This is a genomic window from Desulfosarcina sp., assembly GCF_033791525.1.
Taxonomy (GTDB): Bacteria; Desulfobacterota; Desulfobacteria; order Desulfobacterales; family Desulfosarcinaceae; genus Desulfosarcina.
Genome location: NZ_JASJGN010000221.1, coordinates 1 through 17,731 on the forward strand (window position 1 = coordinate 1; position 17,731 = coordinate 17,731).

The 17,731-nt window shown below is 53.4% G+C and carries 17 protein-coding genes; 7 read left to right on the plus strand and 10 right to left on the minus strand.

The window, feature by feature from the left end; genetic code table 11:
* Positions 1 to 606 precede the first annotated feature (606 nt).
* The 3 genes from QNK41_RS11095 to QNK41_RS11105 all read left to right on the plus strand — a co-directional run bounded on the left by QNK41_RS11095 (position 607) and on the right by QNK41_RS11105 (position 3,093).
* Entirely contained in the window at positions 607 to 906 is a 300-nt protein-coding gene (locus QNK41_RS11095; protein ID WP_319256727.1) for a nucleotidyltransferase family protein, read from the plus strand.
* A 290-nt stretch (positions 907 to 1,196) separates the two neighbouring features.
* The gene (locus QNK41_RS11100) at positions 1,197 to 2,069 is read left to right on the plus strand and encodes a homocysteine S-methyltransferase family protein (RefSeq protein WP_319256728.1); all 873 of its coding nucleotides are present in this window, start codon (positions 1,197 to 1,199) and stop codon (positions 2,067 to 2,069) included.
* 79 nt (positions 2,070 to 2,148) lie between these two features.
* The gene (locus QNK41_RS11105) at positions 2,149 to 3,093 is read left to right on the plus strand and encodes a threo-3-hydroxy-L-aspartate ammonia-lyase (RefSeq protein WP_319256730.1); all 945 of its coding nucleotides are present in this window, start codon (positions 2,149 to 2,151) and stop codon (positions 3,091 to 3,093) included.
* Positions 3,094 to 3,341: 248 nt separating this feature from the next.
* On the opposite strand, the gene QNK41_RS11110 is transcribed toward QNK41_RS11105, so the two are convergent.
* The 7 genes from QNK41_RS11110 to QNK41_RS11140 all read right to left on the minus strand — a co-directional run bounded on the left by QNK41_RS11110 (position 3,342) and on the right by QNK41_RS11140 (position 9,156).
* Positions 3,342 to 3,497, minus strand: a complete 156-nt coding sequence (locus QNK41_RS11110) for a hypothetical protein (RefSeq protein WP_319256732.1) — start codon at positions 3,495 to 3,497, stop codon at positions 3,342 to 3,344.
* A gap of 624 nt (positions 3,498 to 4,121) precedes the next feature.
* The gene (locus QNK41_RS11115) at positions 4,122 to 4,811 is read right to left on the minus strand and encodes a type 1 glutamine amidotransferase domain-containing protein (protein WP_319256733.1); all 690 of its coding nucleotides are present in this window, start codon (positions 4,809 to 4,811) and stop codon (positions 4,122 to 4,124) included.
* Between the two features lie 19 nt (positions 4,812 to 4,830).
* Positions 4,831 to 5,868 carry an NADP-dependent oxidoreductase gene (locus QNK41_RS11120; protein WP_319256735.1) on the minus strand — a complete coding sequence of 346 codons (1,038 nt, stop codon included), beginning with the start codon at positions 5,866 to 5,868 and terminating at the stop codon, positions 4,831 to 4,833.
* Positions 5,869 to 5,992: 124 nt separating this feature from the next.
* Positions 5,993 to 6,403, minus strand: a complete 411-nt coding sequence (locus tag QNK41_RS11125; RefSeq protein ID WP_319256736.1) for a pyridoxamine 5'-phosphate oxidase family protein — start codon at positions 6,401 to 6,403, stop codon at positions 5,993 to 5,995.
* A gap of 137 nt (positions 6,404 to 6,540) precedes the next feature.
* Positions 6,541 to 7,116 (minus strand): class I SAM-dependent methyltransferase, encoded by a 576-nt coding sequence (locus QNK41_RS11130; RefSeq protein ID WP_319256737.1) that lies wholly within the window; start codon positions 7,114 to 7,116, stop codon positions 6,541 to 6,543.
* A gap of 388 nt (positions 7,117 to 7,504) precedes the next feature.
* Positions 7,505 to 8,809: a type II toxin-antitoxin system HipA family toxin gene (locus QNK41_RS11135; RefSeq protein WP_319256738.1), complete on the minus strand. Its 1,305-nt coding sequence runs from the start codon at positions 8,807 to 8,809 to the stop codon at positions 7,505 to 7,507.
* A complete protein-coding gene (locus tag QNK41_RS11140; protein ID WP_319256739.1) occupies positions 8,806 to 9,156 on the minus strand; it encodes a helix-turn-helix transcriptional regulator in 351 nt (116 codons plus the stop codon). The genes QNK41_RS11135 and QNK41_RS11140 overlap by 4 nt, the downstream gene beginning before the upstream one ends.
* Positions 9,157 to 9,471: 315 nt before the next feature.
* On the opposite strand from QNK41_RS11140, the gene QNK41_RS11145 reads away from it, so the two are divergent.
* From QNK41_RS11145 to QNK41_RS11155, 3 genes are all read left to right on the plus strand, one after another.
* Positions 9,472 to 9,897 (plus strand): hypothetical protein, encoded by a 426-nt coding sequence (locus QNK41_RS11145; RefSeq protein WP_319256741.1) that lies wholly within the window; start codon positions 9,472 to 9,474, stop codon positions 9,895 to 9,897.
* Positions 9,898 to 10,131: 234 nt separating this feature from the next.
* Positions 10,132 to 11,766, plus strand: coding sequence for an ABC-F family ATP-binding cassette domain-containing protein (locus tag QNK41_RS11150; RefSeq protein WP_319256743.1), 1,635 nt, complete (start codon positions 10,132 to 10,134; stop codon positions 11,764 to 11,766).
* A gap of 83 nt (positions 11,767 to 11,849) precedes the next feature.
* Complete coding sequence (locus QNK41_RS11155) at positions 11,850 to 12,308, plus strand: TerB family tellurite resistance protein (RefSeq protein ID WP_319256745.1); 459 nt, start codon at positions 11,850 to 11,852, stop codon at positions 12,306 to 12,308.
* Positions 12,309 to 13,148: 840 nt separating this feature from the next.
* Here the strand turns inward: QNK41_RS11155 and QNK41_RS11160 are convergent.
* Positions 13,149 to 14,435 (minus strand): class II D-tagatose-bisphosphate aldolase non-catalytic subunit, encoded by a 1,287-nt coding sequence (locus QNK41_RS11160; RefSeq protein WP_319256748.1) that lies wholly within the window; start codon positions 14,433 to 14,435, stop codon positions 13,149 to 13,151.
* A gap of 98 nt (positions 14,436 to 14,533) precedes the next feature.
* Entirely contained in the window at positions 14,534 to 15,016 is a 483-nt protein-coding gene (locus QNK41_RS11165) for an adenosine-specific kinase (protein ID WP_319256750.1), read from the minus strand.
* Between the two features lie 951 nt (positions 15,017 to 15,967).
* Between QNK41_RS11165 and QNK41_RS11170 the strand changes: the two genes are divergently transcribed.
* Positions 15,968 to 16,306 carry a hypothetical protein gene (locus tag QNK41_RS11170; protein WP_319256752.1) on the plus strand — a complete coding sequence of 113 codons (339 nt, stop codon included), beginning with the start codon at positions 15,968 to 15,970 and terminating at the stop codon, positions 16,304 to 16,306.
* Positions 16,307 to 16,406: 100 nt separating this feature from the next.
* Here the strand turns inward: QNK41_RS11170 and QNK41_RS11175 are convergent.
* On the minus strand, positions 16,407 to 17,731 hold a 1,325-nt coding region (locus QNK41_RS11175), incomplete at its 5' end, for an OmpP1/FadL family transporter (protein ID WP_319256754.1).

Below are 17,731 nucleotides of genomic sequence, written 5' to 3' on the forward strand. Positions count from 1 at the left end.
GATACCAAGAGTTAGACTTGTACACCCTTTTCCAGACCAGCGATTTAAGCGTTATTACCCGAGGTAGGAGCCGTATGAGGTAGTTCCTCACGTACGGATCTGTACGGGGGGTGCCGGGTAACCGGCATTCCTACCGTGACAAGCCGGATGACGGATTATAAAGGATTCGGGATAAAAACAGGGCTATATTTTGGGCTTAAAACGATGTTTTCGAGGTCGAAAAGGTCGGTTTAAGGGGTCATGGGATTGTCCGCAACCCGTCCAAGATAACAATATGAAATAAAATCGCAGATGTTCAAAAAATAAAACCACGGAACACACCAAACACACAGAAAGACCTTGAGACGTGGAATGGGAAAAGCTCAACTTAGTTATACAGTCTGTACGCGAGCGAGGCCTTACGGGTGATGATAAACTGGGCCGGCACTGTTAATAGTGTATTAACAGATTACGGTTTGCAGGACGCACAATGAACAGAACTTACTCGTTTTCTTGACAAAACAGACCATCGGAGGTACCTTTGACCAACGCATGGATTAGCGGAACCTTCAGGATAAGAAGAAAACTGGCATCTTAAATCTTCTCTGGGTGAAAAGTCAGAAGACAATGTCCAGTATCGACATTCCAAAAGAACGACTTGTCGAATTTTGCCGCAAACACGGGATCCAAAAGCTGTCTTTGTTCGGCTCGGTATTGAGCGATGACTTTGGCCCGGACAGTGATGTGGATGTTCTGGTGGAATTCAAGGCTGGAACGATGATCGGTTTAATCCGACTCACGGGGCTTGAATTCGAACTCAGTGAAATCATCGGCCGAAAAGTCGACCTGAACACGCCAGGCTTCCTGAGCAAGTATTTCCGAGCCGATGTCATGGCTGAAAGGGAAGTACAGTATGCCGAGGCATGATGACACCATTTCTCGCAGTGCAGCGTTGATCTCGGCGTTTTATGGGATACGGTCGAACTTGATCTTCCACCACTAATCTCTCAACTTGAAAAAATCCTGCCAAAATAGAAACCTTCTTCCATCGGATTCAGTAGATCCGACAGTAGATCCAGGGCCGAACCAAGCCAACTTGTCGGGATGGAGTGTGTAATAAAGCATGAAACGGCAGTGAGCCCCATTGATTGGACGGCCTGACGGATAGGATAGGCCACAAGCCTTGAGAAAATAAAAAGATAAAAAGGCATCATCACATGGAAATTATTGAAAAAGTAAAACAAGAAGGGGTTTTTTTGGATGGAGGCATGGGATCCATGCTTATCTCCCGGGGGCTTAAGGGGGGCGATTGCGCAGAAAAATGGAATATTGACCACCCTGACGTTATACAGGAAATACACCAGGCATATTTTGATGCAGGGGCGGATGTGGCAACCGCCAATACGTTTGGCGCCTCATCCTTTAAGCTGGAAAAAATGGGCATCAAGGCAGGTGTTGAGGCGATTAACACCCAAGCGGTTAAGAACGCAAAGGCGGCGGCGAAACCGGGACAATACGTGGCTGGCGATTTAGGTCCCGTGGGAGAAATGCTTTCCCCCATGGGCAGCATGACGGTAGAGCGGGCCAAGGACATCTATGTCCACCAGGCCGGAATTATCGAGGCAGCCGGTGTGGACCTGTTTCTTATCGAAACCATCTTTGACCTTAACGAAGCCATCGCTGCATTGGAGGCGGTGCAGGCGATCTCTTCAAGACCGGTTTTTTGTTCCCTCACGTTCAATCAAACAAAAAAGGGCTTTTTTACGTTGATGGGTAATCCGGTTGAAGCGAGCATGCAACAACTTCGGGATGCAGGTGCGGCAGCAGTGGGTGCCAATTGTTCATTGGGCAGTGATAGTATGATCGGTCTGGCCAGGCAGATCAGAGAGAGTGTTGACATTCCCGTCATTATTCAGCCCAACGCAGGCATGCCCCAAACCGGGCCCGATGGAACTGCATTCTATCCCGAGGATGAGATCCTTTTTGCCAAAAACATAATAAAAATTAAGGCGCTTGGCGTCGAAATAGTTGGTGGCTGCTGCGGTACGACACCGGCGTTTATTCACAGGCTCAGAGAGTCCAAATACTGATGACATAAATAGATGTTTCCACCCCACCGATAGCCTGGTAACGCCCACAACTGATGAATTTGATCGAATCGGAGAAAGCATGTTCGAAAACATCCTCGCCGCAAAAAAACGACTAAAAGGGTATGCCCACGTAACGCCGATAATGGTTTCACGGACACTGAACTGGATGGTGGGTGCGGAGGTCTTTTTTAAATGTGAAAATTTCCAGCGGATCGGTGCTTTCAAGTTTCGTGGTGCATTCAATAGTATCTCGCAACTTTCAGAACCGGAGAAAGCACGTGGCGTCATCACTTATTCCTCGGGCAATCACGCCCAGGCGGTCGCTTTAGTTGGACAGATGCTGAATACTAAAACGACCATCGTGATGCCTAACAATGCCCCGGTAACCAAACGGGCCGCCACTGAAGAATACGGCGCAGTTATTCTTGATTACGACCCTGCCAAGGAAAGTCGTGAAGATATCGCCAGAGAACTTGAAAGCAAGCATGGTTATGTGATGATTCCACCGTTTGACCACCCGGACGTGGTCGCAGGCCAAGGTACGGCTGCTTTGGAGATGTTCGAAGAGATTGGCAATCTTGATATGCTGCTCGTGCCCTGCGGCGGCGGCGGACTGTTGAGCGGGTGTGCGGTGGCGGCAAAGGGGGCGTCGGGGACTTGCCGAACAATCGGCATCGAACCTGAGCTTGCCGATGATGCGACCCGGTCCTTTCACACCAAAACACTGCACCGGATCGACAACCCGCCTACGATCGCCGATGGAACCCGCACCCCGTCATTGGGCAAAATTACCTTTCCGCTGGTACTTGAATATGTAGACGATATGAAAACGGTTTCGGAACAGGCAATCATAGAAGCGGTGAAATTTCTGTTCTACCGGATGAAACTGGTTGTTGAACCGTCAGGCGCACTCGGGTTGGCGGCCCTGCTCAGCCGGGCGGTGGAGCCGAAAGGCAGGATCGGAGTCATTTTGAGTGGCGGCAACATCGATTCGGCGACAATGATAAAAGTATTGTCGTCCTGATGCGGCAGCAGACCGTTGATGGGGATGCTTCGAAGCGGGTGGAAAAGGCGTGATCCGGGGGCGGGCAAGCTATATGAGCGATTATCAGGGATTCAGGGAAGAAATAAGGCCGTAGTTGAGGTTTAAAGCCATGATTTCAAGGTCGGGATGGCGATTTAAGGAAGTGCCGGGAATTGATCGCTGTTTTCAGTCCGTCCCTGCATATTAGGGGCAAGAAGACCAGCTTCTTTCGTTACGCTGTAAATGCTTTACCCGGTTTTGTTGAACAGGCAGAATTTGACGAACTTCCTCTCGGCCGCCCGATAGTCTTCGTAATATTCCGTATTTTCCTCACGTTGGAACTCACTGCGGCACTTTTTTACCATCAGTTTGAGCCCCTGATCGCTGTGTGATCTGTTTTCCATTTTATCACCATTTTCTGTATTGTGTTCTGCCAGGGGTTAACGGAGTTAGTTCAGTATGATTAGAGTATGACCGTTCCGGCCAAAATCAAGCGGACAAGGGCTACGGTTTCTGTGGAAAATTCAGGATTAATGGTATACAACCCGCCATATAAACCTTCAGCCTTCGACAGATACACCTGAAAATTATTTTTGGCTGGGGGTAAGTCAGCGGGGTCAAGTCTGCTTTTGACTCTCAGAAACGCGGGTCTCCCTTGCACATTATTTTTTAAGGTACTCAGATAGGTCTAACCCAGCCATGACCGATCATATGGTAAAGACGTGCCCGAAATGCGGCCAGAAGCTGAGATTTCCCGAGAACATCGGCGGGATGCTCATGGCTTGTCCTTCATGTGGTGAAAAATTCCGGTCCGACTTTAAGCTGGGTCATGCCGGAAGAAGAGACCATCGAAACCTATTCATCCGTATTTTCGAAATGCCCTATAAAATTGCCAGTCGAATCGGGCGATATTTTGCTTCCAAATGATATTCTCATGGCTTTTCCGGGCCTTCATTAATAATCTGCTATAACCTACTCCCGGGGCCAATTTGAACAGGTGCTTGTCGTTTCGAGCATGCCCGCTTTCACTACCCCTGCTTTTTGCGAAGCTGATTGATCATTTCATGAGCAACTGCTTCTGATGATGCTGGGTTTTGGCCCGTTAAGAGATTGCCGTCAACCTCGACATGGCTCTCCCAGTCAACTCCCTTAGTATATAAGCCTTGGTTCGACTTAAGCATATCTTCAAGCAAAAATGGAACAACCTCAGTCAGTTGCACAGCTTCTTCTTCGGTATTGCTGAAACCGGTTACTTTTTTACCTTTCACCAGGGGGTCACCATCCTCTCGGTTTGTATGGCGTAGAACTCCGGGCGCATGACAGACCAGTCCCATTGGCTTTCCTTGTCGGTAAAAAGTTTCCAGGAGCGAAATGGAATTCTTATCTTCAGCAAGATCCCATAGCGGTCCGTGCCCTCCTGGATAGAAAACGGCATCGAAATCCGAAGGGTCGAGCGCGTCTAAGCGATGCGTATTGGCGAGTTTTTTTTGAGATTCTTTGTCATTGCGAAACCGCTCTGTTGCTGCAGTCTGAAAGTCAGGCGCGTCACTTTTTGGATCCAATGGAGGATTCCCTCCTTTCGGAGAGGCCAGGGTAACCTCAATGTTCCGGTCTTTAAAAACGTAATAAGGTGAAGCGAATTCTTCTAACCAGAAACCGGTTTTAAGTCCTGTTTTCCCAAGTTTTTCGTGGGATGTGAGAACCATAAGTATTTTCATAAGAATTTCCTTTTTTTAATCAGTGTTCATCATTAACCCGGACGACTAATTTCCCGAAGTTCTGACCGACTAACATGCCGATAAAAGCGTTCGGTGCGTGTTCCAACCCATCGACCATATGTTCACGGTATTTTATCTGTCCCGTGCTCAGCCATTGAGACATGTCTTTTGAGAATTCGTCGTAGCGGTGGCCGTAATCCTCAAAAATGATAAATCCCTGAACTTTTAACCGTTTGGCTAAAATGGTACGCATGAGAAGAGACAGGCGATCCGGTCCATCGGGAAGCTGCGTCGCATTGTAATGAGAAATAAGCCCGCACACCGGAATTCTGGCTTTTGTGTTGAGCAGCGGCAAGGCCGCATCAAAGACTTTGCCCCCTACGCTTTCAAAATAGATGTCAATCCCCTTGGCGCAAGCTTTGCCAAGTTGTTGGGCAAAATCCGAAGATTGGTGATCCAGGCACGCATCCAGACCAAGGACCGCTTTTGCGTAGTCGCATTTTTCGCTGCTGCCGGCAACGCCGACAACCCGACAGCCTTTCAACTTCCCGATCTGCCCTACCGTCGCACCTACCGGCCCGGTGGCCGCAGCAACGACCAGGGTCTCTCCCTGTTTGGGTCGGCCAATATCCAGTAGTCCCATGTAGGCGGTAAACCCCGGCATGCCCAATATCCCCAATGCATAGGAGGCATTTTGGGGGTTCTGCCCTAATCGGGTCAGGCCGGTACCATCGGAAAGCGCATAATCCTGCCAGCCACAATAACCCAGGACCCACTCTCCCGCCTTGTAATCAGGGTGCCGGGATGCTTCAATCCGACCAACCGTACCGCCCACCATCACTTCACCCACCTTAACCGGTTCTGCATAGGAGGGCGCATCGCTCATCCTGCCCCGCATATAAGGGTCAAGGGAGAGATACTCGGTGCGCAGCAGCACCTGGCCTTCAGCCGGTTCAGGCACAGGTGTCTTCTCCATGCGAAAGTTCTCGGGCACCGGAGCGCCCTGTGGACGCTTGGCCAATACGATGCAACGATTGTGTTCTTTACTCTGAGACATGGGTCTCTCCCTTTTTCTTTTTTCAGAACTCCATCACAGTCGCCAAGGGGTCTTTGACGATATTACAGGGTGCGAACGGATATCTGTTTTGTCAATCTTTTATGCTCCGGCTATCAAATCGAAATCATGCCAGTTGTTTGCCGGCTCCCGGACCCGGCGAGACGCCGAAAATCTCTTTAATGTGAAGGATGACCGCTCCTTTGGATTTGAGGGGAAAACCTGCCTTTTCACTCAACTCCTGGATCCATCGGGCTGTTTCCTCATAGCGCTGGCCGCTGGTTTCGATGGTGACGTTGCCTTTGAGTTGATAGCCTTCATGGCCTTCCCAGAATGTTACCGCCACCTGGGGATTGGCTTTCATGTTGGCCAGGGTTTTGTTGAAGAACTGGTCGGAGATGAGAATGGTTTCGCTGTCGATGATCTTTTTGGCGCCGACCGGTACGGCGTTTGGCGATCCGTCTGCGGTGGCGGTGGAAAGGATCGCGGTGCGGACCGTGATGAACAATTCCTGCATTCGTTGGGTCATTTGAGCCATGATGAGTGCATCCTTTGAAAAACGGGTTGAGGTGGTTGGCGAGAAATTACATAGCGAGTCATATTTTGGCCATGGGGCTTTGACTGCCGGATCGGGAGCGGTTCAAACACACCCTGGCCCGGACACCACAATGCCTGTCAGTCGGGGTTTCTGGCATCGATAATCAGGGATACGAATACTAATTTTCCTTCTTGATTGCGATGGTCCTGGAGCAGCGACCGGTATACGGGACCCTGGTCCGGCGACCACTGGTGATAATGAAACCGGCCCTGTTCGTCGCAATACTCCAACAGGTCAACGGAAAAACCCGCCTGAACAAAGACCTTCGCAAAGCGTCGATAGTCATAAACGATCTTATGATCCGAGGCCGGGTGGTTTTTGGGACCCGGCCCACCGATTCGGGCAATGCGCTGGTAAGACGGATCCGGGAAATTGGCATCGGGAACTGCGCAACGCAGATAGCCGCCCGGTTTGAGATACCGGTAACACAATCTGGCGGCTGCCCGCCCCTCGGTTTCTGTCAGGTGCTCCCACACATGTTCGCACAATAACGCATCCACCCGGCGGTGTCCGAAACTGCGTTCCCAGTCGTCGGGCCGCAGCAGATCCAGCGTTTCCCTGCATGTTGGAATCCATCCGGGCCAACGCTGATCGCCGGCGCCGATGATGATTCGCAGCGGTTCGGTGGCAGGTATCGTACTGATGTCTATCATCGATGATCATCCATCCAAAAACCTAATCAAACCCAATTACATTCCGGGATTGCGCATTCCAAAAAAAACCATTTTCGCATATCAGAAAGTGCAGTATTAAGCAAATGAACAAAACAAAAGCAGTTAGCGGAAACTCAAGGCCTGCAGGGGAAAAAGCAGGTGTCTCACGCGAAGCCGCAAAGAACGCGAAGAAAGGCGAAACGAAGTGAAAAATTAGTGAAAGCGGGTTACCCTTTTTTGCTGTCAGCCCTGCGTGCTAACGAACGGGGAATTGATTGTATCCACACGATGCTGCGCAGGACTTCCGTTACCGGCAGCATATTCCCAGCGATCTGCCGAGGGGAGGGTTAGATAGCCAAGTAACTCTCCAGAGTTACGCAACCCCGCTTCAAAAGCCCTTCACGCGCAGGGTATCCTGGATATGATCACGCCATGCAGGCAAAACGCCGGCTCCATCCGCATAGTCCCGCCAGCGCGATACGGTTTCTAACACTTCGTTGACAATTGTTTCGGCGCGTCCCCGCTTCATCGACGCCGCTCTGGCACACGCCTTGAAGTCTTCTTTGGTAAAGTTGTCGCGCTTGCCGTTCATCGTCATCTGGTGGCTGGCGGTCCATTGGCCGTAAGCATTGAAACTGTAGGTCATGTCAAAGGCCGGTGAAAGTGACCACCGGCCGGTTTTGTCCATCAGGAAAGCGATATTTTTGACATGATCGTCCTGGTTTCGGGCAACGATATTGAAAGCCATCCGGCGAAACTGCTCCTCAACTGCCTGCATGGGCAGGCCTATCTGTCTGATGACGCGCAGCGCCTGCTCGTAAGAGTAGGCGCCGGCCATGTTGAAGTCATAGTGCGCCAGCGCGCACAGCGACTGCAGATGTAACTTCTCTCCGTTGTCGTACCGGTCAAAGCGCCGGGTCATGAAATGCTGCCGCTCGTTCTCTTCGAACAGACGGCACGGGCTCATGGCGATGCCGGCGTCGGTTGCCATCCGGTAGTAGGCATACTCGATAGTCCCGTACCCTTTGGGATCCTCCAGTTCCTTATCCCGGTTGCCCGCAACCCCATCAAATTTGAGCAGCCAGTATTCGAACCCTTCCCCCGCCGTGACCTGGCCGGAGCGCACCTCATTGGTCGAGGGATTCCAGGCAATCACCGCCTTGGCCCTGGCGCCGCCCGCCGAAGTGCCGACTTGCAGAATGTCCTTGAGGGCCCGTTCCCTGCTTTTGGCAGTAAAGGAGACCTTGAGATGGCTGCGGTGCGCCAGTATTTCCGAGGCCAGCGCAACCAGTTGATCGACCTGAATGCGCGTGGCCTTGCGCGTTTTAGGTCCGATGGACGGCTCAAACTCCAGGGCGCCCATGCCCCGTTTGCCGATATAGCACAGTCTTTCAACGGCATTGAAGGACTCGGGCGCCCGGCCACGGATGGCCAGCCAGGCATCGATGAGCGCATTGCCGAATCTGTCGGGCAGGGAGTCCGCCAGCAGTCCCGGCAGGCCCTGAAAGGTCCTTCGGGATAGTTCAGGAAAGGTGTGAACCTTATCGGAAAGCGGCATTGTCAGCGGCGCGATCTCGATCCCGCTGCCGGCAAAGGCGGAATCGAACTCAAAATTGGCCACCTCCCGGCCTTCCTCGAGAGCCACCGCACCGATCGTGCGTCCCCAGAGCCGGACTTCACAGACTGTACTCATGCGTCATCCCCCCAGGTCCAGCCGTCGCCGGACGGGTTTGCTGAACGGCTCGATGCGGCGCGTTTACGCACTTTGCCCTTAAGCTTGAGCAGATCCATCGGACTGGGTCCGGTTTCAGGAATCAGCCGATCGAGGCCCGGCAGGAGGTCGAGCACCCGCAGGATCCGGATGAGATTGAGCGTTTGCGTTGCCGCCCCGGCCTCTATTCGTTCCACCGTTCTTTTGGATACGCCGGCCTCATGGGCCAATTTCGCCTGGGTCAGCTTCAGGGCAATCCGCCGCTGCCCCAGGCGTCTGCCAAGCTCTTCGAGAACCCCATCATCGCCCATTGATTTAAATTCTGACATAGTCGCCTTTCCTGACGAATTATGAAATTATAATGGTTTATATCGTCATTTATAGCGAATAGCAATAAATTATTATAATAGTCATAAATGACGAATAATTAACTTTAATTTATCTAATTCGTAATATTTGACGAATAGATAACTATTTTTATGTTATTTGACGGGATTCATTCACCGTGTCCACTACAAGGTGAAACGCCTGCTTTCTTATCCCTATCGTTGACGATGGGCCAACAGATGGTAATTTTTAAGGTTAGATCCAATTCGCATCGGGTGTCGTCATCCCGTCAACCGTCGAACATAAGGAGGCCGGCCATGAAAGATCAAGGCAGTATGCACAAGAAAGTGCAGGAGATGTGCGATTGTTACGCAACCAATGACCCGCTCAAGGAGATGTCTAAACTAAAAAACGATTCCGACACCGAGGCTGCTGCGGTGAAGTGGTTTGCCCTGGCAGCGCTGCACGGTGTCAACAACAACGCCAAGGAGATATCCATTCATCGCGGGGATGATGGCAAGATCACCGTTCTTGCCGAGTACCGGACCAGCGAACTGCCGTCTCCGGGCCATGATGCCGGGCTCAGGATTTTCGAAACATTCAGGGACATGACGCACATCGACACGGATAAAGGCAAGACGGCCCTGGCCCTGGGCATTCGCGACAGCAGCATTGAACTCAACGTTAAAATCAGAATGAAAGACGGAACCGAAAAAATCAGCATCGGTTTCCCCAAAAGGTGATTCATCCAAAAGGCCGGCGCAGGTCTCTGTTGCATTCAATCAAAGCCGGCGGCATACTTTTTTCAACGTTTGGCATTGGGCTTTTATAGCCTTTAACCTGTGGGTAAAAGGCCTGAGGCTACAATTGCAAAAAAGGGTTGATGGCTTACGTGCAATGCGCTATAAGCACGCGTCGCACGAACCACGGGTTGGAACGGCCCGTGGTTTTTTTATTTAACCGATGAGGAACCCACTATGATTAGCGCATCCAACATAGCGCTTGCCTATGGCAAGCGCGTTTTGTTTAAAGACGTCGATATCAAGTTCACCCCCGGCAACTGCTACGGCCTTATCGGCGCCAATGGTACCGGGAAATCGACATTCCTGAAAATCCTTTCCGGGGAGATAGAGCCCGACAAGGGCACGGTGAGCACAGGGCCCGGCGAGCGCATCGCCGTCCTCAAGCAGGATCATTTTACCTTTGATGATGAAACCGTCATCGACACGGTGATCATGGGGCATGATCGGCTGCATGCCATCCTGATGGAACGAAACGCCATCTACGCCAAGACGGATTTCACCGAAGCGGACGGCATCCGATCCGGGGAACTGGAGGCGGCGTTTGCCGATATGGACGGCTACGAGGCCGAGTCCCAGGCGGCGGTTCTCCTCAAGGGCCTTGGCATTGCCGAAGAGACACTCCTGCTTAAAATGAAAGAACTGGACGGGGGGGACAAGGTTCGCGTGCTTCTGGCCCAGGCCCTCTTCGGCAACCCTGATGTCCTGCTCCTTGACGAGCCAACCAATCACCTGGATCACCGGTCCATTGCCTGGCTGGAAGATTTCCTGGCGCGCTGCGAGAATACCGTGATCGTGGTATCCCACGACCGCCACTTCCTCAACCAGGTCTGTACGCACATTGCCGACATCGATTACGACCGGATCCGGGTTTTCGTGGGCAACTACGACTTCTGGTGCCAGGCGAGCCGCCTTATCCAGAAACAGAAACAGAACGAAAACAAGAAAGCCACCGAAAAGGCCAAAGAGCTGACTGCTTTTATCCAGCGCTTCAGCTCCAACGCCTCCAAAGCCAGGCAAGCCACTTCCCGGAAAAAGCTCCTGGATAAGCTCACCCTGGATGATATGCCGGTCTCGTCGCGAAAATACCCTTGGATCGCCTTCAGGCCGGAACGCCCCTGCGGGAGCGTGATCCTTGAGATCGACAATCTCAGCAAAACCATCAATGGAGAAAAGGTCCTCAACAACTTCAGCATGGTTGTAAATGGCGGGGATAAGATCGCCTTTGTCGGAGACAACAGCCTGGCCAAAACCGCCCTTTTCCAGATCCTGGCAGGAGAGATGGCGCCGGACGCCGGCAGCTTCCGATGGGGCCAGACCGTGACCACCTCATACTTCCCAAAGGAGAACAGGCGGTTTTTCGAGACCGAGATATCCCTGGTCCAGTGGCTGTTGCAGTACGCACAGGAAGAGGGGGTGAGCTTTGCCCGCGGATTTCTCGGCCGCATGCTCTTCTCCGGAGAAGAGGCCATGAAAAATACCGGGGTGCTGTCCGGCGGCGAAAAGGTGCGCTGCATGCTTTCGCGCATGATGCTGAGCGGATCCAATGTGCTTGTGCTGGACGAGCCCACCAACCACCTGGATCTGGAGGCCATCACCTCTCTCAACGACGGACTCATCGCCTTCCCCGAGGTGATTCTCTTTGCTTCCCACGACCACCAGTTCGTCTCTACCGTGGCCAACCGTATCGTTGAACTCTCCCCGGAAGGCGCCATTGACCGGGTTATGAACTATGACGACTATCTGTCAAGCCCGGTCGTGGCCAAAGAGAGGGAAGCCCGCTATTGCGGGGGGAGCGCCCTGGTATGCTGATCAGGAACAGGGTGTCAAACCTTGATTGTTAATTTTTCGCTCATATATTGAACTGCATACCCTTCAATTGCGGAGAATGACCAATGATCGACTTTTTCAAACGCTTTTTCAGCACCGCTGCCGAAAACGGCGGGACTCCTGCCGGCCGGGACAATGATCAGGATGTGATTGTGGCAATTGCCGCCCTGTTTCTGGAAATGGGGCGCATCGATGAAACTTTCACGCAACAGGAAATGGCGCGTGTGCTTTCCATTTTGACCGACAGATACGGTCTTTCCGGTGAGGATGCCGACGCCCTGCTCGAAGAAGCGGACCGTGAGTTGAAAGAGAGTGTCGACTTGTGGCAGTTTGCCAAGGTTATCAATACCCGTTACAGCATTGCCGATAAAGAAAAACTCCTCGAACGGTTGTGGCAGATTGTCTATGTCGACGGCAAAATGGACCAATATGAACATTATCTGATGAACAAGGTTTCCAAACTGCTGGGCCTTTCCCATAAACAGCTGATCGACGCCAAACTCAAGGTTCTGCACAGCGAGTGATTCCGGCACGACGGACATGGCCCAAGTCTGCCAGTGGAAGGGGTGTACGTACGACCCGCATCACCGCCCGGTGTCCCGGATGTCACTGCTTCCTGTTATCGCCTTTATCGGCGTTTGCGCTGTATCACGCACCCATTTGCGGTTTTGACGCACGTTTCGACCATCCCTGCTTTTGCCGATGAGATTTTAAAGCGAAATTATAGTAATTATTCTTGTTGGTTATGTCGGTACCGGTTTTTTTGGGGGACTTGGCAAGCCGTTTGCTCTTAAATGGCATCAGTTGAACGATGCCATAAAGGAACACCTTCCAAAGTGACGAGTTGAGGCAATGATGGTTCAGACCTGACGATTGCAGCGCATCCGGACAATGGGTCGGTCCATCCTTTTGGCGATGTCGTCACGGGATTCCAATTGGAAGCGCAAGAGACCGGGCAAGTTTAAAAGCGAGCAAAAGATGAAATCGATATTGAGTGCGAGGTTAAACAGCCAGCTGGGAATCACCGAACTGTTTTTTGCTGATGCCAGAGTGGGGTGCGTGCAGAGGATAGAAAGTGGCGGGTATCAAGCACATAGCTACGTGAGTGGCAAGAACTACCACGGCCAAAAAATTATGGATGTTTGCCTGCCGATAGAAAAAGAACTCGATAGTCAATAAGGGAAGATATCGCGGGCTAAGGGATAACCGGTGGCTTTAAGAACCTGATCTCAATAATTATCTAAGCGCACATGACGGTGTTATGAAACGGCTCACCATGCTCACAACATACCTGGCTGATCCGCTTTTTCGCCATTGCATGCCTTAAACGATGTCAGCCAAACTGTTTTGCAGCGACATCATCTTCACCCCGTATGCGCGTGTCTTCGGCAGGCATCGACATAAGGGTGCAAGGCGGACTGGATGCGCGCCTGAAGGATGGCCTCGGGTGTCGCGGGCAGGGCGCCGCTGGTGATGGCTTCGGTCAGGTCGGGGAGGAACTGCAGCAGCAGCGGGCGCGGAATGGGCTTGCTAAGGTTGTGCATCAACTTTTCACAGGCCTTTCGGGCTTCGGTCCGGGGCCAGTAATACCGGATGCGGTCGCGAAGGCCGTACCGGCGAAGATAGTGCCGTTCCTGCGCGGTTCCGTGATAGTGGGCGTTGCCGTGTTCGGGGTGGGTCTGCATCAGCCGCTCCATGACCGCCATCAGGTTGGATCGATGGGCCAGGCCGGGGAGTTCATTCTCGATGTGGGCCAGGGCAAAGAGCGCCTCGCGAAGGGCAAAGGTCAGACAGGGGCCGATTTTGAGCAGGGTAAAGTGATCCCGTACCATCTGTTTCAGCGCTGACGGGGTCTGATAGTCGGCGGCGTGAATTTCAAAGGTCATGGCGTTGGGCAACCGCTCGTGGAATGCCGAGAGGGCGGCGGCCGCTTGCGGATGGTAGGCGGCCGCCCGATGGTCGTCGAAATCCACACCGGGCTGAACCACCACGGCGATGATCCGTTCCCAAGCCTGCTCGACCCCCGCCCGGCTGAAGGCCTCTTCATAGTACGCCAGTTCGGCCCTCAGATCCTGAGGGTTGGTGACGGTCGTGGCCCCGTTCTGCCCCAGGGTCCCACCCGGTGCCGGCACCTCGGTTCCGATTACATACCATGGCGGTTGCCTTCGGAAATGACCGGCGGTGGATTCGGCGGCCCGGCAAAGGGCAGCGGCACGCTGCGCCGCCGACTTCACCGGCAGGCGGCCGCTGGGGTCGTCGGCGCATGCGCGGCCGGTGTCCAGGTGCAGTTTGCCGTATCCGGCGGCCACAAAGGCCCGGGTCAACGCCTCGGCATGAGTCATGGCTTCCATCGCCGGCAGCTGACGCCAGAGGTAGGGCCCGAGATGATCCGCTCCCAACAGGATCTGCTCAGTTGCCAATCCACTATCGGCTGCCTGGCGTGTCATATGGTCGGCAAAATCAGCCGGGGTCATGCCGGTATAACCGCCCGACAGGTTGACCTGGTTGGCCGTGGCCTCAACGATCAGCAGGGTCCCATCCCTTTTTGCCCTGGCGGCGGCCGCCGCCAATACCAGTGGATGCGCCGAGCAGACGGCCACCTGACTTCTGGTCGGGCCTGAAAGATGTCGGCTACGCAGATCGTTCAGCATGTGATGCCCCGGTGTTTTAGCATGTTGTGAAGTGTACCCCTCAGCCGTCGGTCCGGCGCCGTTTTGGTGAACATGGCAGCAGGTTCGGGGCGCTGCAATTACATTTTGTAGCCGATGGCACGCAGGAAGGATTTTCGTTTGGCAATGTCGGCTTCACCTTCAATGCCTTTGGCAGCAAAGCCGTCGATGACCCCCAGGATGCCGCGCCCCAACGCACTTTCAGCAATGATCACTTCGACCGGATTGGCCGTGGCGCAGAAAATCCGACAAACCTCCGGCACCTGTTTGATTGTGTTAAGGATGTTGACCGGGAACATGTCGCGCATGAAAATGATGAAGCTGTGTCCGGCCCCCAGGTTCAAGGCATTTGTACGGGCAAGCACGATCAAGCCCTCATCCGTGCCGGCAAAGCGCACCAGGCAGACGTCGGAGGCTTCACAGAAGGCGATGCCGAATTTGGCGCCGGGAACCGTATTGACGATGGCTTCATAAATATCCTCCACGGTTTTGATGAAGTGGGACTGCCCCAGGATGAAATTGAGCTCTTCGGGATTGTCGATCGTGACGGTTTTTATTTCCATGGCATCTTCTCCTTAGATAGTGTCGATCCACAAATGGCCAATTTTCCTGATATCTGCGTTATGCTCAAAATTTTATCCTCGGAATATCAACTATATGCCTGCGGTAAAATTTTTCGCATGCCTTGATCTCAACCAAATTTGCCTATTTCTGGATGGACACTAGATAATAATGAGCCAGTGAAGGCAATCTGGGCGGCGGTGCATCCGGCCCTGTTTTTTAACACGGTTTCTGCCGCCAGCATGCCGTTCCGCCTTTCGGCGCTTTTCTAGCGGGCGACACCCTGGACGGGAAGACCATTACAATTTATTCAGAAAATGCCGGTTTAACAAGTCTATTGTACAGGCAGGTCCGGTTTGCCTTGCTGATGATTCACCGGCTGTGCGCGGCATGGCTCCTGTATCGGCTGCTGTGCTGCTACAGGCGGCCAATCTGCCGCCATTGCCTTTCAATCAAACCTTCACCCCCTCGTGGTGACTGGCGGACCCGGTTACGAAAAGAGCGTCGACCGATTTTTTACCATCCTGTGCGCAAAAATTGCAACCAGACGATGACCCGCTTTTGGGCAGACTGACAGATTGCAAATGATTTCAATGGGTAAACTAATTGGAATCGAAATTGCTTTTCATTCGGAAGACACCCATTCCAACTCCGCGTTGTAAGGCCTGTTACCCAGATCCTGGCATGAGACCCACACCATTTGGCTTCCTGTTCTCGATAGGCCTCGGGAGTCGCGACGGTTTGCCGTCGCAACATCAACTGGAGACCATTTCAAAAACAATCTGACAGCGTTTTGAAAAACGATTGCGCTTTGTCCACCCGCGTTAATAATCGGCTCACCGCGCTCATTGATCACGTATCAACGCCGTTTTTTTGGCCGCTGCAGGCCTTGTCCGGAACCCTGTTCCTTTATTGAGATGGTTTCTGAATTCTCACCATGAGAGGAGGAAGAAATGAAGATGTTTTTGATCCTTGCTGCGTTGGGTTTTGCCTGTTTTCTCGTTATCGCCTGTTCGGAAAAGCCGCCGGCCACCATGGGACAGGTCGAACAAAGCGAAACGAAGGCATCGCCGCAGGTGGCGGCGTCGGCCGCGGCCGCGGTTGCCGAGATCGACGGGAGGTTGGTTCAGACTGAAAAAGGCCTGGCGGTCGCCACAGGCACGGATGCCTATTTGGTGGCCGGTAAGGACCTGTCGGACATGATCGGACAACTGGTCAAGGTTACCGGTACGATTACCGAGGCCCAGGGTGGTCAGGTCATCGATGTTATGACCGTTACACCCGTAGAGTAGTGTTGATTCACAATATCGTGATGGCAATGGCGCTCCCCGGTCTCTTCGTCCGGGGGGCGCCATTGTTATTGAAACTGGTGTTTGCAGCTATATGAAACCCTTAAAACTGGAACGAAACCGCAGCGCTGATAATATCCACGCTGGCATCGTATTCACCGATTAAGCCGCCTTTTAACCTGTTTTCTGGTTCAGTGGGGTCCTTGTTGATTTTGGGGTCATCCACCCAAAGGTGGCCATAGGCAAAATCGACCTTGATCAGCTTGCTAAATTGATAGCCGGCTCCGAAGGTCAGCCAGGTGCGGTCGGCACCTGGAATGCGCACTGTCCGCCGCTGCTCACTGGGGATCGGCGTTTCGTCGAAGGCCACGCCGGCGCGCAGTTCCAGCGCTTCCATCGGTTTGAAGGTGCCGCCAAGGGAGAAGCGCCAGGTGTCATCCCAAGCCAAGGTGTCTACACTGTCGGCGGCACCGTTGTTATACTTGACTCTCAGTTCCTCCAAGCGGCTCCACTTGGTCCAGGTGGCATCGGCCAGGATGGCCCAGCGTTCGTTAAAGGCGTGATAACCGCTGAAACTCACGGTTTCCGGCAGGTCTACGTCGGCCGTCACCCCGGTGTTGACCCGTCCGACAGCTGCGGCCAGCGGGGCGGCTGGGGCCGGGGTGTTGAAGGTGGCATCGCCCTCGAGGGTGTGGTCGATCTGGGAACGGTAATGCAGTCCCAGGCGAGTCCCGTTACGCGGTTCAAAAATCAAGCCGACATTGGCACCGTAACCCCAGTCGTCGCCCTCTACCTTGACTGTGCCGTCAAGGTTCTGGGATGTGCCCGGCGGAGCCAGCCCCTGACTGACGAGGGCTGTTCCCCAGTCGATGGCGTTGGTCAGTTCGGCCTCGGCCCGCTCGAAACTGACGCCCACGCCCAGGGACCACTGGTCGTTGATCTTATAGGCCACGGAGGGGTTGATGTTGAGCGTGGCCAATTCGGATTTGATGGCGTAATAGCGGCCGACCCAGCCGTTGTCGTACTCGGTGACCAGTCCGTAAGGAGCGGTGATGCCGATGCCGGCTTTCCACTTTTCGGAAAAGCTGTGCATGTAATACAGGTTGGGTACCAGGGCCGGTTCACCGCCGTCGCCGCCGTTACCACCGGTAAGTGGTGTCCCCAGCACAGTGGTCGAGCCCTGATTGGCGAAGTCGGCCTTGGGGATGATGTAGTGGGCCCCGAGCTGCAGCTCGTTTTGACCGGACAGCAGGGCCATGCCGGCCGGGTTGAAGAAAATGGTGCTGACGTCCTGGGCCGCGGCCGCCGCCCCGGCGTAGGCATAGCCTGCACTGGCGGCGCTCTGCTCGATGATGGCAAATCCCGAGCCTGCTGCGCTGCCGCTAAAGAGAAGTACGCATGAAATGGTCACCACCGCCAGAACCAACA

Excerpts from the sequence above, each read along its gene's own strand:
- QNK41_RS11155 (WP_319256745.1), top strand. The coding sequence starts at position 11,850 with ATGATCGACTTTTTCAAACGCTTTTTCAGCACCGCTGCCGAAAACGGC.
- QNK41_RS11105 (WP_319256730.1), top strand. The coding sequence starts at position 2,149 with ATGTTCGAAAACATCCTCGCCGCAAAAAAACGACTAAAAGGGTATGCC.
- QNK41_RS11115 (WP_319256733.1), bottom strand. The coding sequence starts at position 4,811 with ATGAAAATACTTATGGTTCTCACATCCCACGAAAAACTTGGGAAAACA.
- QNK41_RS11165 (WP_319256750.1), bottom strand. The coding sequence starts at position 15,016 with ATGGAAATAAAAACCGTCACGATCGACAATCCCGAAGAGCTCAATTTC.
- QNK41_RS11145 (WP_319256741.1), top strand. The coding sequence starts at position 9,472 with ATGAAAGATCAAGGCAGTATGCACAAGAAAGTGCAGGAGATGTGCGAT.
- QNK41_RS11100 (WP_319256728.1), top strand. The coding sequence starts at position 1,197 with ATGGAAATTATTGAAAAAGTAAAACAAGAAGGGGTTTTTTTGGATGGA.
- QNK41_RS11160 (WP_319256748.1), bottom strand. The coding sequence starts at position 14,435 with ATGCTGAACGATCTGCGTAGCCGACATCTTTCAGGCCCGACCAGAAGT.
- QNK41_RS11130 (WP_319256737.1), bottom strand. The coding sequence starts at position 7,116 with ATGATAGACATCAGTACGATACCTGCCACCGAACCGCTGCGAATCATC.
- QNK41_RS11110 (WP_319256732.1), bottom strand. The coding sequence starts at position 3,497 with ATGGAAAACAGATCACACAGCGATCAGGGGCTCAAACTGATGGTAAAA.
- QNK41_RS11140 (WP_319256739.1), bottom strand. The coding sequence starts at position 9,156 with ATGTCAGAATTTAAATCAATGGGCGATGATGGGGTTCTCGAAGAGCTT.
- QNK41_RS11150 (WP_319256743.1), top strand. The coding sequence starts at position 10,132 with ATGATTAGCGCATCCAACATAGCGCTTGCCTATGGCAAGCGCGTTTTG.
- QNK41_RS11135 (WP_319256738.1), bottom strand. The coding sequence starts at position 8,809 with ATGAGTACAGTCTGTGAAGTCCGGCTCTGGGGACGCACGATCGGTGCG.
- QNK41_RS11170 (WP_319256752.1), top strand. The coding sequence starts at position 15,968 with ATGAAGATGTTTTTGATCCTTGCTGCGTTGGGTTTTGCCTGTTTTCTC.
- QNK41_RS11120 (WP_319256735.1), bottom strand. The coding sequence starts at position 5,868 with ATGTCTCAGAGTAAAGAACACAATCGTTGCATCGTATTGGCCAAGCGT.
- QNK41_RS11095 (WP_319256727.1), top strand. The coding sequence starts at position 607 with ATGTCCAGTATCGACATTCCAAAAGAACGACTTGTCGAATTTTGCCGC.
- QNK41_RS11125 (WP_319256736.1), bottom strand. The coding sequence starts at position 6,403 with ATGGCTCAAATGACCCAACGAATGCAGGAATTGTTCATCACGGTCCGC.